This is a genomic window from Sulfurovum sp., from assembly GCF_041551015.1.
Taxonomy (GTDB): domain Bacteria; phylum Campylobacterota; class Campylobacteria; order Campylobacterales; family Sulfurovaceae; genus Sulfurovum.
Map to the genome: position 1 here is coordinate 1 of NZ_JBFENQ010000026.1, position 15,507 is coordinate 15,507.

The 15,507-nt window shown below is 37.0% G+C and carries 15 protein-coding genes; 12 read left to right on the top strand and 3 right to left on the bottom strand.

The window, feature by feature from the left end:
• From yidC to ABZC96_RS03030, 5 genes are all read left to right on the top strand, one after another.
• On the top strand, nucleotides 1-1,532 hold a 1,532-nt coding region (gene yidC / locus ABZC96_RS03010), incomplete at its 5' end, for a membrane protein insertase YidC (RefSeq protein WP_373028977.1).
• Nucleotides 1,533-1,544: 12 nt separating this feature from the next.
• Entirely contained in the window at nucleotides 1,545-2,405 is an 861-nt protein-coding gene (locus tag ABZC96_RS03015; RefSeq protein ID WP_373028979.1) for a Jag N-terminal domain-containing protein, read from the top strand.
• Nucleotides 2,398-3,738 (top strand): tRNA uridine-5-carboxymethylaminomethyl(34) synthesis GTPase MnmE, encoded by a 1,341-nt coding sequence (mnmE, locus tag ABZC96_RS03020; RefSeq protein WP_373028981.1) that lies wholly within the window; start codon nucleotides 2,398-2,400, stop codon nucleotides 3,736-3,738. Before ABZC96_RS03015 ends, mnmE begins: the two co-directional genes overlap by 8 nt.
• Nucleotide 3,739: 1 nt before the next feature.
• On the top strand, nucleotides 3,740-4,060 hold the full coding sequence (locus ABZC96_RS03025) for a hypothetical protein (RefSeq protein ID WP_373028982.1): 321 nt from the start codon (nucleotides 3,740-3,742) through the stop codon (nucleotides 4,058-4,060).
• Nucleotides 4,061-4,116: 56 nt separating this feature from the next.
• Nucleotides 4,117-4,746, top strand: a complete 630-nt coding sequence (locus ABZC96_RS03030) for a carboxypeptidase regulatory-like domain-containing protein (RefSeq protein WP_373028984.1) — start codon at nucleotides 4,117-4,119, stop codon at nucleotides 4,744-4,746.
• A gap of 133 nt (nucleotides 4,747-4,879) precedes the next feature.
• On the opposite strand, the gene ABZC96_RS03035 is transcribed toward ABZC96_RS03030, so the two are convergent.
• A complete protein-coding gene (locus ABZC96_RS03035; RefSeq protein ID WP_373028985.1) occupies nucleotides 4,880-5,560 on the bottom strand; it encodes a dUTP diphosphatase in 681 nt (226 codons plus the stop codon).
• Nucleotides 5,561-5,847: 287 nt separating this feature from the next.
• Between ABZC96_RS03035 and purL the strand changes: the two genes are divergently transcribed.
• The 3 genes from purL (at nucleotide 5,848) to ABZC96_RS03050 (ending at nucleotide 10,188) form a co-directional block, all read left to right on the top strand.
• The gene (purL, locus tag ABZC96_RS03040) at nucleotides 5,848-8,070 is read left to right on the top strand and encodes a phosphoribosylformylglycinamidine synthase subunit PurL (protein ID WP_373028986.1); all 2,223 of its coding nucleotides are present in this window, start codon (nucleotides 5,848-5,850) and stop codon (nucleotides 8,068-8,070) included.
• Nucleotides 8,071-8,210: 140 nt separating this feature from the next.
• Entirely contained in the window at nucleotides 8,211-9,758 is a 1,548-nt protein-coding gene (gene purH, locus ABZC96_RS03045) for a bifunctional phosphoribosylaminoimidazolecarboxamide formyltransferase/IMP cyclohydrolase (protein WP_373028988.1), read from the top strand.
• A gap of 94 nt (nucleotides 9,759-9,852) precedes the next feature.
• Nucleotides 9,853-10,188, top strand: coding sequence for a DsrE family protein (locus ABZC96_RS03050; RefSeq protein WP_373028989.1), 336 nt, complete (start codon nucleotides 9,853-9,855; stop codon nucleotides 10,186-10,188).
• Here ABZC96_RS03050 and ABZC96_RS03055 read toward each other — a convergent pair.
• The gene (locus ABZC96_RS03055; protein ID WP_373028991.1) at nucleotides 10,185-10,967 is read right to left on the bottom strand and encodes a TrmH family RNA methyltransferase; all 783 of its coding nucleotides are present in this window, start codon (nucleotides 10,965-10,967) and stop codon (nucleotides 10,185-10,187) included. The genes ABZC96_RS03050 and ABZC96_RS03055 overlap by 4 nt on opposite strands.
• A 103-nt stretch (nucleotides 10,968-11,070) precedes the next feature.
• Here ABZC96_RS03055 and ABZC96_RS03060 point away from each other — a divergent pair, with 103 nt between their 5' ends.
• The 4 genes from ABZC96_RS03060 (at nucleotide 11,071) to ABZC96_RS03075 (ending at nucleotide 14,688) form a co-directional block, all read left to right on the top strand.
• Entirely contained in the window at nucleotides 11,071-11,466 is a 396-nt protein-coding gene (locus ABZC96_RS03060; protein WP_373028993.1) for a rhodanese-like domain-containing protein, read from the top strand.
• 82 nt (nucleotides 11,467-11,548) lie between these two features.
• The gene (locus tag ABZC96_RS03065; RefSeq protein ID WP_373028995.1) at nucleotides 11,549-12,406 is read left to right on the top strand and encodes a DnaJ C-terminal domain-containing protein; all 858 of its coding nucleotides are present in this window, start codon (nucleotides 11,549-11,551) and stop codon (nucleotides 12,404-12,406) included.
• 10 nt (nucleotides 12,407-12,416) lie between these two features.
• A complete protein-coding gene (locus tag ABZC96_RS03070) occupies nucleotides 12,417-12,788 on the top strand; it encodes a heat shock protein transcriptional repressor HspR (RefSeq protein ID WP_309495002.1) in 372 nt (123 codons plus the stop codon).
• Nucleotides 12,789-12,834: 46 nt separating this feature from the next.
• The gene (locus ABZC96_RS03075) at nucleotides 12,835-14,688 is read left to right on the top strand and encodes a putative bifunctional diguanylate cyclase/phosphodiesterase (RefSeq protein ID WP_373028997.1); all 1,854 of its coding nucleotides are present in this window, start codon (nucleotides 12,835-12,837) and stop codon (nucleotides 14,686-14,688) included.
• Here ABZC96_RS03075 and ABZC96_RS03080 read toward each other — a convergent pair.
• Nucleotides 14,681-15,507 (bottom strand): lytic transglycosylase domain-containing protein (locus ABZC96_RS03080; RefSeq protein ID WP_373028998.1); only part of this gene is annotated, 827 nt, incomplete at its 5' end. The genes ABZC96_RS03075 and ABZC96_RS03080 overlap by 8 nt on opposite strands.

Below are 15,507 nucleotides of genomic sequence, written 5' to 3' on the forward strand. Positions count from 1 at the left end.
GCTATAGCTACTTTTTCCCACCTGCGACCCCCACACAAGATAGCAAACAAACAGCAAATACTGCACATCAAACCCCTTCAGTAGATACAGCATCTAACGCAAATGTACCTACACCAAGTTCTTCAACTGCAACAGCGGTAAGTGCACCGGTACAAATGGCATCAACGGGTTTGATAACTGTTAAATCTGATAATTTTATCATGACTGTGGATGAATATGGACGTATTTCTCAAGTTGAACTATTAGAAGTGAAGTATCATGACGATGAGGGTAATAATTTAAAGATCTTAAGTCCGAGTGAAGTGAAGCCGTTGGAAGTAAGATTTTCAGATGCCAAATTAAATGATGAAGCATTTAGAACACCTTATGTCAATACAGGAAGTCAAACTGTAGACGTGAGTAAAGGTCCTCAAACAGTGACTTTAACACAGACACTCTCTTCTGTGACAGTGACAAAAAAGATCACTTTTAAACCTACGGGACAGTATGACGTAACAGTAACTACTTCTGCATCAACACCATACTTTATTACACCAGGGCATAGACCAGTAGCTGACCAGTCTATGTATATGCTTGTAAGAGGAGCATTGATAAAAGGGGCAGATAATATCATCAATACTGTTGAAGATGGTGATGCTGAAGGGTATGAAAAGTTCCAAAATGCAAAAATAGCTTCTGCTTTTGACAGATATGTTGCTTCGATGTTCTTTGATTTTGATAAAGGTTTGAATGTTTCTATTTTAAAAGAGGCAAATGGTGACCCTCTTATTTTTGTTCAGGGAGCAGATACATTACAATTAAATGCATATATCGGACCAAAAGATGAGAAAACATTAAGAGCGATTCATCCGGAACTAACAGATGCTATCGAATTTGGATGGTTTTCATTTCTTGCAAAACCATTTTTTAAAGTATTGCTTTGGATAAATGACTATGTTGGAAACTGGGGATGGGCGATCATTCTCTTTACTTTACTTGTGAAATTTGTTTTATTCCCACTTTCATACAAAGGTATGATGTCTATGCAAAAGCTTAAAGACTTGGCACCTAAAATGAAAGATATCAAAGAGAAGTATAAAGGTGACCCTGCAAAAATGAATGCACAGATGATGGAAATGTATAAAAAGCACGGTGCGAACCCTATGGGTGGATGTCTACCGCTTATTCTACAGATTCCTGTATTCTTTGCACTCTATCGTGTTCTTTTAAATGCGGATGAACTACAAGGTGCCCAATGGATACTTTGGATAGAAAACCTTGCAGTAATGGACCCGTACTTTGTACTTCCTATTTTGATGGGTGCTTCTATGTGGTTCCAGCAAAAGATCACTCCAAGTAACTTTACTGATCCATTACAAGAAAAGATATTTAAGTGGTTCCCTGTGATCATGACAGTGTTCTTTATCTATTTCCCATCAGGTCTTGTATTGTACTGGTTAGTCAACAACTTGTTTACAATCGCACAACAATATTTCATCAATCATATGTACGCAAAACAAAAAGCTGTAGCTGTTGCAGCACATAAAAAATAAAAGGACCAGTTTATGAGAAAGGTTGAAGCAGCAACACTGGAAGAAGCGTACGAAAAAGCTTCCAAAATGTTGGAATGTTCTATCTCTGAACTTCAATCTGAAGTGATGCAGCATCCTTCCAAAGGTATCTTTGGCTTTTTGAAAAAAAATGCAATTATCGTGGCAACGTGTAAAAAACCTGCGTCAAAGAATAGGAAAAGTGAAGCGAAAGAAGAAACACTGCATGTTCCAACTACGGAAGAGAGTGTTGCTTCTGAAATTATCGCAACTGTCAAAGAAGAACAAATTGTACAAAATACATTTGCTGAACCTGAGATAGAAAAAGATGCTATAGTAGATAGCTTCTTTGAAGTAGATCATCATGAAGATGACATTGAAGAATTTGAAGAAGAAACAGTTGTCTATGATGAGCTGGCATTGATGATAGAAGATCAATTGAAAGAGCTCCTTTCTCACTCTTGTTTTGATATAGATGTTGTCGAAGTGGATGTCAGAGACAACACAGCATTGATCTTCATAGATGGTAATGATGCTGCGCTGCTCATAGGAAAAGAAGGATACCGTTATAATGCACTCTCCTATATGCTTTTTAATTGGTTACATGCAAAATATGAGCTTTTCATTAAACTTGAGATCGCAGAATTTTTAACGACACAACAAGAGATGATACGTAATTATATTAAACCGGTTATCGAAAATGTTGAAAAACAGGGAAAAGGAAAAACACGTTTCCTCGATGGTATTTTGGTACAAATAGCACTTGAACAGCTACGTGAAAGATTTCCAGATAAATATGTTGCAGTCAAGACAGGCAGAGAAGGTAAAAAATTTGTTGTGATAAACGAATTTAACAATACTAAGACCAATGCATAACACTATAACCGCTATTGCCACTGCACATGGTGTTTCCTCTATCTCAATTATTAGAGTGAGTGGAGATGCTGCATTAGAGATAGCACATAAGATCTCTCATTTAGAAACTATTATCCCAAGACACGCACATCTCTCTTCACTTTATAATTTTAACAATGAACTTATAGACCACGCTATCATGATATATTTTGCTGCACCGCATAGCTTTACAGGGGAAGAGATCGTAGAGTTCCAGTGTCACGGTGGGATGATCGTTGCACAAGAGATCCTCGATACGATTATCTCTTATGGAGTGAGGCTTGCTGAACCGGGTGAGTTCTCTAAACGCGCATTTCTTAATGGTAAAATAGACCTTACAGAAGCAGAAGCCATCGCAAAACTGATAGAAGCCAAGAGTGTAGATGCAGCAAAGATACTGGCTAAACAGATGAAAGGTGAACTCAAAACGTTCGTAGATGAAAGCAGGGATGCTCTTTTAAGATCTTTAGCATACTCAGAAGTGATGATAGATTATGCCGAAGAAGATATTCCTGATGATATTATGGAAAGTATCAACACACAATTGGATGGATTATCATTGCAAATAGAACAGATCGTTGATTCAAGTCACAGACGAAGAGGGCTGATAGAAGGTTTTAAAGTGGCTATTATTGGGAAACCAAATGTAGGTAAAAGTTCTTTACTCAATGCTTTGCTTTCGTATGACAGAGCCATCGTTAGTGATATTGCAGGAACAACAAGAGACACGATTGAAGAGCAGGTACGTATAGGTTCTCATATCATTAGATTGATAGATACTGCGGGTATACGTGAATCAGAAGACACCATAGAAAAGATAGGGATCGAGCGCTCCCTCTCTTCAGTTGAAGATGCAGATGTCATTGTTGCACTTTTTGACAGCTCCCGACCATTTGATGATGAAGATGAGAAGATACTCACTATTCTTGATGCTTTAGAGGATAAACATATTATCGTGGCGTTAAACAAATCAGACCTTGATAGGGTATTTGACACAGACAAACTTGAAGCTTATGATCTACTGGAAGTGAGTGCAAAAAAAGCGTTTGTAAAATTAACCCAAAGACTTGAATCATTATTTGACGGCATAGGAGAAGGTGAAGAACTTATGCTTATATCCACCCGACAAATAGAAGCAGTAAATAAAGCAAAAAAATCTATAGAAGAAGCGAAACTCCCTCTTATGAATGGCGAATTAGAGTTTTTTTCGTATCATTTGCAAGAAGCTGTAAAGTGCATTTCTTCTATCTCTAAACCTTATGACAGTGAAGAGATACTGGACAAAATGTTCGGTGAATTCTGTTTAGGAAAATAGGATGCAGATACTCGAATATTTTAAGGATGTAGAAAATATAGAACTCTATATTATTTTAGCTTTGTCTGTTTTTACGGTGTGGTTCATTTTTAATACGATCAAGTATTATAAAGGTGAAAAAAGAAAAGTAAAGCACCTGCATCGATTTGCCAAAGAGGGTGAAGTTGAGGCACAACAACATCTGGCCGAGAGATACTATAAAGGGTATGCTGTAAAGAAGAATTGTCAAAAAGCGGCCTTCTGGTATCAAAAAGCGGCCTTTTCGGGTAATGATGATGCAAGAAGTTTCTTAGAAAAGATGCTTAATAAGAAACGTTGTTAATGGACGATAGTAAAGTTAATTGTGTATAATATCGAAATTATAAATGAAGGGTTAAAATGTTTAAAATAGTCACTATTATGATAATGTCATTGATAGCAATGTCTTTATTTACAGGGTGTGTACAGCCAGATATACATATCAAGAAAAATAATAAAATTTTTTGGGGTGACTTAAGCGATGCAGATGATGTGAATATGTCTGATGACAACCTTACAGAATCTGAAATGATGATAACAGAAGATGGTGAAGAGAATACACTAGAACGTATTGAATTCCCTGCATCAGAATATTATCGTTTGGCAAGAATAGGCAAAGGTACAGTCAAGGGTACAATTTATGTGAAGGATGCCTATAATGAAAAACGTGTGTTGGGTGCAAGTACACGACTTTATTTAAATCCGATCACAAGTTATTCTGAACAATGGTACCAAGAGAGTTATCTAGGTGGATTTAAAATGCAAGCAGCAGATCCTAGACTCTTTAATTACTTAAAATTCACAGCTTCAGACAAAAATGGAAAGTTTGCATTTTATGGTGTGCCATCGGGAAGTTATTATCTTATAGGTACTGTTAAATGTGGACAAGAGTGTGGCTATGACGGTATGAAAAATATACGTATAGCAACCAAAGTGAGTGTACGTGGAAATCAAATCGTAGAACAAGATTTGACCAGGATGATAGAATAGCGCAATCTTTACTTACCCTTTTGGGTAAGTTTATCATTAAAAACTACATTGTCACACTGAGACTTGCTAAAGTTATACATTTCGATAACTTCAGCAGTAGGCTCATACGACTCGTCGAATTTATATCATATTATTAAGAATTAGGGTAAGCTTCTTTCAATGCTTTGTAGAGTCCATCCGGAGTCACATCTTCATGTTCTTCAAGTACACGTTGCATCATAACGTTATCTTCTTCACCATTCCATATTTTGATGTATGATCCTTCTTTATAGCCGTGGTCTTGTCTGAATTGGTTTAAAATGTTTTTACCAATGTAGAGTTTATATAGTGCATCTAGGTTGAGTCCAGATTGTACCGCTACATCGATAAATGCTTCCATTAGTTTTTCTGTAGGTTCTTCACAAAAAAGTGTTTTCATCAAGTTTTCTACTACTTCGATCTGTCCATAATAGTCTTTTGTTGTAGGTGTAATATCGGCTAAAAAAGTTTGAAAGTTAGGCAATACATTAATATTAGCAGCCAATGATTCGATACTTCCAAGATTTTTCATTTTATAGTCTTCAAGCCCTTGAGACATGATGAAATGCCAGATATCCACAGCTTCTATTTGGATGTTTGCATAGTCTGGCTGCGCATCAATATTTTTCCAGTGTTTCCAAGGGTAAGACTCTATAAGCTCAGCACACTCTAGGTAGGTACAACGTTTCCAATCGATAAGTTTACCGTTCTTGGTAGTGCCTTTTTCCCAACCTTCACCGTTAGTAGCATCATTGAGTTCTTGTTGTAGAAGCAGCATCTGTAAAATCTTGTCCATTTATAACCTTTTTTATTAAATTGAAACATAAAATGAACAAAGTCCATTTTTGTCTTTTAGATAACAATGACACATCTAGCCTCTTTGTTACTAAAAGATTGCTAACGCTAAGTTTTATGATTCAGCATTGAGTGCTTTATATGCACGGCATTTTAATGCTTATCTTTAGCAGAAAGCTCAAGTGACTAGTCACTTTTTATAGTAATATATTCTACCTTTTTATCACTTATTTAGTACTTTTTGAGTAAAATATAACTCTTATTTTACCTCCTTAAAGGACACTATTTATGTCACAACCTATTGAAGATCTAGATGAAGTTTTAAAAAGTCACAAACTCAGTAAAGAAGAGTACCAGGATATCTTGCGTATCTTAGATGGACGTCACCCAAATATAGTAGAAATAGGTATTTTTTCTGCAATGTGGTCTGAGCACTGTTCATACAAGTCAAGTACCAAATACCTTAGAGGCTTTCCTACAGAAGCACCATGGGTGATCCAGGGACCAGGTGAAAATGCAGGTGTTATCGACATAGGTGATGGTATGGCTGCTGTATTTAAAATGGAAAGTCATAACCACCCATCATTCATAGAACCTTTTCAAGGTGCTGCAACTGGTGTAGGGGGGATACTTAGAGACATCTTCACTATGGGTGCAAGACCTGTAGCAAACCTCAATGCTTTGCGTTTTGGTACAGTGAAAGGTGACAGTGATACTGCAAAATACCAAAGACACCTTGTTCGTGGTGTGGTAGACGGTATCGGATCGTATGGTAACTGTATGGGTGTTCCTACTATCGGTGGTGAAGTGAGTTTTGATGAGTCTTACAATGGGAACATTCTTGTAAATGCATTTTCACTAGGACTTGTAAAATCAGATGAGATCTTCTTGGGTGTTGCTTCAGGTATAGGTAACTCTGTAATGTATGTAGGTTCAAAGACAGGTCGTGATGGTCTTGGCGGTGCGGTAATGAGTTCAGACAGTTTTACAGAAGAGTCTAAATCACTCCGCCCGACTGTGCAGGTTGGTGATCCATTTACAGAAAAACTTCTTCTTGAAGCGTGCTTGGAATTGTTCAAAACAGACCATGTTGTAGGTATTCAAGATATGGGTGCTGCCGGGCTTACTTCTTCAGCATTTGAAATGGCTGGTAAAACAGGTGCAGGGCTTATTATGCACTTAGACAAAGTACCGGCAAGAGAAGAGGGGATGATGCCTTATGACTTCATGCTTTCTGAGTCACAGGAACGTATGCTTATCTGTGCAAAAAAAGGAAGTGAACAAGCGATCATCGATATTTTTGAAAAATGGGAACTTGATGTTGCTGTGATCGGTGAAGTTACAGATACAGCACGAATGGAATTGATGTGGCATGGTGAAAAGTGTGCCGATATGCCTATAGCACCAGTGAGTGAAGAAGCACCGGTACTTGATAGACCTGTGTCAAGACCTAAATACCTGGATGAAGTCAATGCTAAAACGGTAGAGAGTTATCCATCTGTAGAAAATCAAGAAGCATATGAAACACTACTTTCTAATATCGAGATCTCAGATAAAGCTTGGGTATACAACCAGTATGATTCTATGGTACAAACCAATACGACCAAAGGACCTGGAAGTTTGGATGCTTCTTGTATCCGTATCAAAGAGAATGGAAAAGCTTTGGCAATGAGTTCTGACTGTAACCCGCGTTATTGTTACATTGATCCTAAAAAAGGTGCTGCACTTGCAGTGGTGGAGTCCGGACGTAATGTGGCGATGTCAGGAGCTAGACCACTTTCTATTACAGACTGTCTTAACTACGGTAATCCGGAAAACCCAGAAGTAATGTGGCAGTTTGCACAAGGTTGTGAAGGTATAAAAGAAGCATGTTTAGAGCTTAATACGCCTGTTGTCAGTGGAAACGTATCACTCTATAATGAAACAAATGGTGTATCTGTATTTCCTACACCGGCTATAGCTATGGTGGGACTCAACGATGATCAAAACAAAATCCTTCCTTCAGCATTCCAGGAAGAGGGAAGTCAAATCCTTCTTATTGGAGAGACAAAAGGTGAGTTTGGCGGTTCATTGTATATTAAAGCATTATATGGTGAAACAGCAGGAACTTTACCGACATTTGATTATAAAGAAGAGCTTGCACTTTGGGAGCTTGTGATAGAGGCAAACAAAAAAGGACTACTAAAAGCAGCTAAAGATGTGAATGTAGGTGGGTTAGCGATAGCACTTTCTAAAATGGCAGCTGTTTCAAACAAAGGTGTATCAGCTGAGATTTCTTTAGATAACAGTAAAAACATCTTTGATGAGTCACAAAGCAGAGCACTCTTGGAAGTTTCTGAAGAGAATGTAGAAGCTGTAGTTCGTATGGCTATAGACCTTGGTATTAAAGTGACGAACATTGCTACAGTGGGTGGAGATAAAGTTAAAGTAAATGACGTTGAGCTTCCACTTGAAAAAGTAAAGGATATTTATTTTAATACGTTTGCTCGTACGATTGAGCAAGATCTGTAAAATACTTTTATTGCAGTTTAGAGTTTCTTTCTACTTTTTTTATAAAAAGTAGGCAAAAAAGCGTTACGGCTCTCGAAACGCTTCGCTTTCAAGGGCGTTCGCCGTAACATTTATTTTTAATTATTGAGAAAGAGAGAAGTATGAGAGCATTATTAAGCGTAAGTGATAAAGCGGGCATTGTAGAATTTGCCAAAGGTTTAGAGAGTCAAGGTTGGGAGATCATTTCGACGGGTGGAACATATAAGAAGTTAAATGAAGCCGGTGTTAAAGTCATAGAGATAGATGAAGTTACTAAGTTTCCGGAGTGTTTTGAAGGACGTGTGAAAACACTGAACCCTTATGTTCATGGTGGGATCCTTCATAAAAGAGGTGATGATGCACATGTAGCTCAGGCAAAAGAATTGGGTGTTGAAGGTATAGACCTTGTATGTGTAAACCTATATCCATTTAAAGAAACTATCGAAAGAACAGAAGATTTTGATGAGATCATCGAGAACATTGACATTGGTGGACCTACGATGGTTAGAAGTGCTGCAAAGAACTTCAACGATGTGCTTATCGTCACAGATGCTTCTGATTATGATGCGGTACTTTTGGCACTTGAGAACAAAGAAGATACACTTGAATTTAGACGTGGACTCATGATAAAAGCTTTTGAACATACTGCAGCGTATGACTCCATGATCGCAAATTACATGAACGGTCGTTTTAACGATGGTTTTGGTGAGTATCAGTTCATTACAGGTAAAAAATCGTTCCAAACACGTTATGGAGAGAATCCACACCAAAAAGGTGCACTTTATGAGTTTGACAATCACTTTACAAAGAACTTCAAACAAGTCAAAGGTGAAGCAAGTTTTAATAATATCAATGATGTAAACGGCGCACTGAAGATAGCTTCTAGTTTTGGTGATGAAAATGCAGTATGTATCGTAAAACACGGTAACCCTTGTGGTTTTGCTATCAAAGGTACACTTTTAGAGTCATACACGGAGGCACTTAAATGTGATCCTGTATCTGCATTTGGTGGTGTTGTTGCAGTAAATGGTGTGGTAACGAAAGAGCTTGCAGAGAAGATGAATGAAATTTTTCTGGAAGTTGTTATGGCAGCAGATTTTGAACCAGAAGCACTGGAAGTATTTGAAAAGAAAAAACGTCTTAAGCTTTTTTCCCAAGGTGCCAAAAAGTCTGGTAATGATAGACTTGTGATGTCAAATGACACGCATGATTTCAAACATGTAGATGGTGGTTTTGTGTATCAAAATGCAGATTGTATCTGTGACAATGAAGTGCACAACGCGCATAAAAAATCAGAACTTACTGCAACAGCGCAAGAGATGAAAGACTTGGAGATTGCATGGAAAGTGGCAGGTCTTACAAAGTCTAACTGTGTTGTGTATGTAAAAGACTCAGCAATGGTAGCAGTTGGTATGGGTATGACAAGCCGTGTAGATGCAGCACAATGTGCTCTCAAAAAAGCCAAAGAGATGGATTTGGATGTATCAGGTGCAGCTATGGCATCTGAAGCTTTCTTCCCGTTCCGTGACAGCATCGATGCAGCAGCAGCGGCAGGTGTAAAAGCGATTATCGAACCTGGAGGAAGCATCAGAGACGATGAAGTCATCGAAGCTGCCAATGAACATGGTATCTCACTTTACTTTACTACAGTGAGACACTTTTTACACTAAAAATGTATTTGCAGTAAGTAAATCACTTACTGCCCCTCTTTATTTATCTTCACTAAAACACTATAATACAAACATTACATTGTTAGGAATCATTATGAATAAATTACTCATTGTATGGAGTACAGCTGAGATAGAAGTGGCTAAAAAGATGGTATTGCTCTACTCAAGTGTTATTCTTCCAAGAGGATATTGGGATCAAGCACATTTGATGATATGGGGACCATCAGCTAAACTGTTGGCAGAAAATGAAGAGCTGCAAGAGATGGTATCTAAGATCAAAGAAACAGGTGTTGAACTCACCTGTTGTGTGGTGTGCAGTGATGAATATGGAGTGACTGAGAAGCTTGCTTCTCTTGGTATAGATATGATTCATACAGGAGAGATACTTACTGATGCATTGAAAGGAGATTGGAAAGTGATTACTTTCTAATCTCCTTGATGTTTAAATTGATACATCATAATAGAAGCTGCAACGCCTACATTAAAACTCTTTACACCTTCCATCATCTCTATAGTAACCACTTCGTCACATAGAGCCAATATATCATTTGACAATCCTGATCCTTCATGTCCCATAAGAAGTACCCATTTGTTTACTACTTTTACAGAGGAAAGAGGTGTAGAGTCATGAGTAACTTCTGCTGCATAGATACGGTAGCCGTTTTCTTTTAGTGTCATAATGGTATCTTGGATGTCATTATATAGATGGGTTTTTAGCATGCTGATGTGCCCCATTGAAACTCTAAGTGCCCGTCTTGAGTAGGGGTGTGGACCATGAGTAGGAAGCAGGTATGAATTGATACCTATGGCAGCAGCAGAACGTGCTATGGAGCCTATGTTTTGGGTAGAACTTATCTCATCTAGCATAATGATCTGGTCATCAAGAGCATCCAGAGTTGTCTGTTCCGGACGTGTGCCATGCATCATGACATTGTGGTGTATCTTGTGTCCTACGATGTCTTGCATAAGGGCTTTGCTTGCGACAAAAAGTTGAGGAATGTTTTTCTCTTTGATAAGATGTTCGTAGGTATCATAATACTCCTGTGTAGCAAGTATACTTCTTACTGTGATATCTGTCTCTAGAAGAAGGTTTACAACTTTTGGACTGTCAGCTACAAAGCTGTTATCCGAAGTAAAAGCATTGTCTCTAAATTGATGATAAATATTGAGTTCGGGTAAGTTAATGTCATTAATAGGTATAAAATTCATAAAGTATTGTACTCAAAGGGTATGAAATCCACGATTACTTTACTTTAATTTTGTTACAATATATAAAATTTAATTCAAATTATAATTAATATAAGGAATAAAGATGAAGAGAATAGTTATAGGATTATTCATCATAACAATATCTTTAATGGCAGAGTTACATCAGGTTTGGGCGACACCGCAGTTTGTAGAAAAAAATATGAAAATCATAGATATACGTACCCCTGCTGAGTGGAGAGAAACAGGTATCGTAAAAGGTTCATATACAATTATGTTTTTTGATGAAAAAGGGAACTTTAACATAGAGACTTTTTTGAAACAATTAGACATGGCAGTAAAAAAAGATGAGCCGTTTGCACTCATATGCAGAATAGGTAGTCGAACGGGAATGGTTTCTGAGTTTTTGTCAGAAAAGCTAGGTTATAAGGTCACTAATCTGAAAGGTGGCATTATGAAAATGATACATGAAGGCTATAAAACAGTACCGTATCAACCATAATTCAATATAACTTGATTGACATTGACTAAACTATTCTGATATAATTTTTTATATTAAAGAAAACCATTATTTTAGGAATATTATGTCAAAAAGTTTATATGAAACACTTGGTGTAAGCGAAAATGCTTCTGCCGATGAAATTAAAAAATCTTATAGAAAACTTGCAAGAAAATACCATCCGGATATTAACAAAGATGAGAGTGCAGTAGAGAAGTTTAAAGAGATAAATGCTGCGTATGAAGTTCTCTCAGATCCGGAGAAAAAAGCACAGTATGACCAGTTCGGTGATCAAATGTTTGGTGGACAAAACTTCCATGACTTTGCACAAGGACAAGGTGGAGGGGTAGACCTTGATGAAATCCTAAGACAAATGTTTGGTGGAGGCGGAGGAGGCTTTGGAGGAGGCTTCGGTGGAGCAAGAGGTGGTTTTGGCGGCTTTGGTGGTCCAGACCTCGATATGCAAGCACGGATCACTGTACCTTTTATGGTCTCGGTGAATGGTGGAAAACACAATGTGTCTGCCAATGGTCAAAATTTTGACATCAAAATACCGGCAGGTATTAAAAGTGGCGAGACAATGCGTGTACGCGGTAAAGGTAAGCAGTATCAAGGACAGGTAGGAGACTTGCTTATACAGGTAGAAGTCGCAGCTTCTGATGAGTATGAAAGAAAGGGTGACAACCTCTATAAAACATTTGATGTGCCTTTAAAAGAAGCGCTTTTTGGAGGTAAAATTGCAGTAGATACACCTGAAAAAGAGGTCTCACTCAAAGTACCTCAAAATACCAAGAATGGTCAAAAATTTAGACTTAAAGGTAAAGGTGTTGCAGACAGGAAGACAGCGATGAAAGGTGACTTGTATCTTGTAGCAAATGTGGTTTTACCTGATGTAGATACTTTAGATGAAGAACTCAAAGCGATGATAGAAGCGAAATTATAAAGGAGCAAAGATGCATAGTTATGATGAACCCGTGTACCTCATATCAGTAGTAGCTACAATGTTAGATATACATCCACAAACACTAAGACAGTATGAACGTGAAGGTTTGGTTGAACCTTCTCGTACACAGGGACGTATGCGTCTTTATTCTCAACGTGATATAGAACGTATGAAACTCATTTTGCGTTTAACACGTCAAATGGGTGTGAACCTTGCAGGTGTTGATATCGTTCTTCAGCTTAAAGAACAGATAGATGAGATGCAAGCTGAGATAGATCAATTACGACAAGAACTAAGCAAAGTAAATCGAAATGGTTCCGTACATTCAAGTAAAGCATTGGTTACAAAAAGCTCTTATGACATCATCATTTTCGAAGATTAATTTAAAAAATTTGTTTTAATATTCAAATTTATTATATAATGGATGTATGAAACATCAAAAATATTATACTTTTCTTCAAAAACAAATCCTTGTTATGATAGGACTTTCCCTGATACCAGGGTTAGTATATGTCATTATGGGTTGGATTTTTAATATTGCCCTTCCTGCATTAGTATGGTATAGTATTATTTTAGTTACTTCATTTTATGGTTGGACCCTTTATAAAGAATTTGCTACACATAAAATGGATGAAGAGCATTTAAGGGTATGGTACAAGAAGCTTACATGGTTCATGTATGTTATTTTTTCTTCCTGGTCCTTGATATTTGTAATGTATGTTGGACATGATCAATATGATTTACACTATATAGCTATCTTTACACAGTTGGGTGCTTCTGTTGTAGCATCTACACTACTAATCTCTGATAAAAAACTATTCGTTCCTATTTTGTTTACTTTGATGTTGCCATTAACAGTTTATTTTGTACTTGTTGATACATGGTATGGATATATTCTGTCTTTTTTTTCTCTTATCTTTTTGGCAGTTTTATTGTATGCCTCATTTAATACAAATAGATTACTTCAGGATAATTATTCTCAAGCACAACACGATATATTGACAGGGCTTTATAACCGAAGGTATTTTATGGAGTATATGGAATCCTTGAATGAAAGATTGGCAGAGAATTATAAAACTGCATGTATGTTTCTAATCGATTTAGATCATTTTAAAACCATTAATGACTCTTTGGGACATGATATTGGTGACAAGCTATTGATAGCGGTTTCCAAGCGTATAGAACTTTATGTCAAAGATACACATATGGTGGCACGTTTGGGTGGTGATGAGTTTATCCTTGTAAGTAAAGAGTTAAGTGAAGAAGAGTTTGAAAATAATCCTGGATGTGCTTTTGCAGAGGGTTTGCTTAACGTCATTCGACAGCTTTATATTATTGATGGACACCACTTGCATATCAGTGCGAGTATTGGTGTACATCAGATCAATCCTTCATTTTTAGATAGTACAAATTTTATTAGAGAAGCAGATATAGCCATGTATGAGGCAAAGGCACAAGGAAGAGACGGTGTTATCATCTTTAATAAAGATCTTGCATATAGAGTTGAAAGACATTTGCTTATAGAACAGAAACTTCATTCTGCGCTGAAAGAAAATAAAATAAATGTGGTTTATCAGCCACAGTTTGACAAAAATGAACTGGTTGTAGGTTGTGAATCTCTCCTTCGGTGGTATGATTATGATCTAGGTGTACTGAATCCGGAAGAGTTTATACCTATAGCAGAAAATACAGGTTTGATTCTAGAATTGGGCAGCTATGTACTAAAAGAAACATTTGTAAGTGTACATAGATGGAATTTAAAAGGGATGAAATTAAAATCTTTTTCGGTGAATATCAGTATGCGACAATTGCTATGTGATACATTTGTCGACGATGTAGAACGTTTAATAAAACTTTATTTTGGACAAAGAGAACATGGACAAAAAATATTTTTTGAAATAACTGAACATGTATTTGCAGAAGATATGAAAAAAGTCGTTGCTGTTATGAATCAATTAAAGAAACTTGGTATTTCATTTTCCATTGATGATTTTGGTACAGGGTACTCTTCACTTAGTTATTTAAACATATTGCCAATAGATGAAGTAAAGATAGACAAATCGTTTATCTCACGCTTGGGTGATAATGAAAATGATAAGAAGATGATCAGTACCATTATTTCCATCGCTAAGAATTTTGATCTGAATATTGTAGCTGAAGGGGTGGAAACATTAGAACAGCTTTCTTTCTTAAGCAAGGTACATTGTGATGCATTTCAGGGCTTTTACTTTGAAGAGCCAATGCCTCTAATTTCATTTGAGAAGAAATATATTTTTACTTGATTGCTTCAGAGATGAGATGTATAGCCATTCCATAGCTGGTTGAATTGTTATAGCGTGTAAGTACACGAAAGTTCTTTGCTCCAAGCCAGATATCATCATGGCTAAGGTTAGTATTTTTAAGCAGGTACGCTTTAGATTCATTAAAAGGAGCTAGTGGTCTTATACCGTGTTTTAGGATGGTACTTAATAGTAGTGCTCGTCTGTGACTTGTTTTGAGCTCTGTATAGCGTTTTCCATTAAACTTTGTCGCTACAGCAACCTGTGCACCTTTTATCCATCCGTTTTTCTGCATAAACTTAGCGATGATACCGATGGCATCTTCCAAGTCCCATGGGTCTTTTACCCCATCACGATTATAATCCATTCCATACTTTCTAAATACAGAAGGTACTTGCTGCACCACACCTATAGCCCCAGCAAAGGAACCTTCTAGTTTTTTGATGTCATAGCCTTGTTCTCTTGCCATTAAAAAGAGATGTTCCAATTCAGACTTGAAAAACTTTTTCATACGGTTTTTATGAAAGGCTAGGGTGGTCAAAGCATCCAATACATTATAATCACCACTATACTCCCCAAATTTGCTTTCTACACCGATAAACCCAACAATGTAACCCATATCGACCTTATACTCTTTACTCGCACGTAGAAGTGTTTTATAATATTTCTTTTTAAACTTTTTGGCTTTATCAAGACTGATGGGATCAAGGACGTGCGCTTTGTATCGTTCCCATGGACCGTTGGTGGTTCCTACTTTATATTTACCTGTATATCTGGCTAAGGTATCGCGATCAAGTTTTGCATCTTCTAGTACAGAAGTTA

Bases quoted from the DNA above. Each gene is read 5' to 3' on its own strand.
- ABZC96_RS03015 (WP_373028979.1), top strand. From the start codon at position 1,545: ATGAGAAAGGTTGAAGCAGCAACACTGGAAGAAGCGTACGAAAAAGCT.
- mnmE (WP_373028981.1), top strand. From the start codon at position 2,398: ATGCATAACACTATAACCGCTATTGCCACTGCACATGGTGTTTCCTCT.
- ABZC96_RS03025 (WP_373028982.1), top strand. From the start codon at position 3,740: ATGCAGATACTCGAATATTTTAAGGATGTAGAAAATATAGAACTCTAT.
- ABZC96_RS03030 (WP_373028984.1), top strand. From the start codon at position 4,117: ATGTTTAAAATAGTCACTATTATGATAATGTCATTGATAGCAATGTCT.
- ABZC96_RS03035 (WP_373028985.1), bottom strand. From the start codon at position 5,560: ATGGACAAGATTTTACAGATGCTGCTTCTACAACAAGAACTCAATGAT.
- purL (WP_373028986.1), top strand. From the start codon at position 5,848: ATGTCACAACCTATTGAAGATCTAGATGAAGTTTTAAAAAGTCACAAA.
- purH (WP_373028988.1), top strand. From the start codon at position 8,211: ATGAGAGCATTATTAAGCGTAAGTGATAAAGCGGGCATTGTAGAATTT.
- ABZC96_RS03050 (WP_373028989.1), top strand. From the start codon at position 9,853: ATGAATAAATTACTCATTGTATGGAGTACAGCTGAGATAGAAGTGGCT.
- ABZC96_RS03055 (WP_373028991.1), bottom strand. From the start codon at position 10,967: ATGAATTTTATACCTATTAATGACATTAACTTACCCGAACTCAATATT.
- ABZC96_RS03060 (WP_373028993.1), top strand. From the start codon at position 11,071: ATGAAGAGAATAGTTATAGGATTATTCATCATAACAATATCTTTAATG.
- ABZC96_RS03065 (WP_373028995.1), top strand. From the start codon at position 11,549: ATGTCAAAAAGTTTATATGAAACACTTGGTGTAAGCGAAAATGCTTCT.
- ABZC96_RS03070 (WP_309495002.1), top strand. From the start codon at position 12,417: ATGCATAGTTATGATGAACCCGTGTACCTCATATCAGTAGTAGCTACA.
- ABZC96_RS03075 (WP_373028997.1), top strand. From the start codon at position 12,835: ATGAAACATCAAAAATATTATACTTTTCTTCAAAAACAAATCCTTGTT.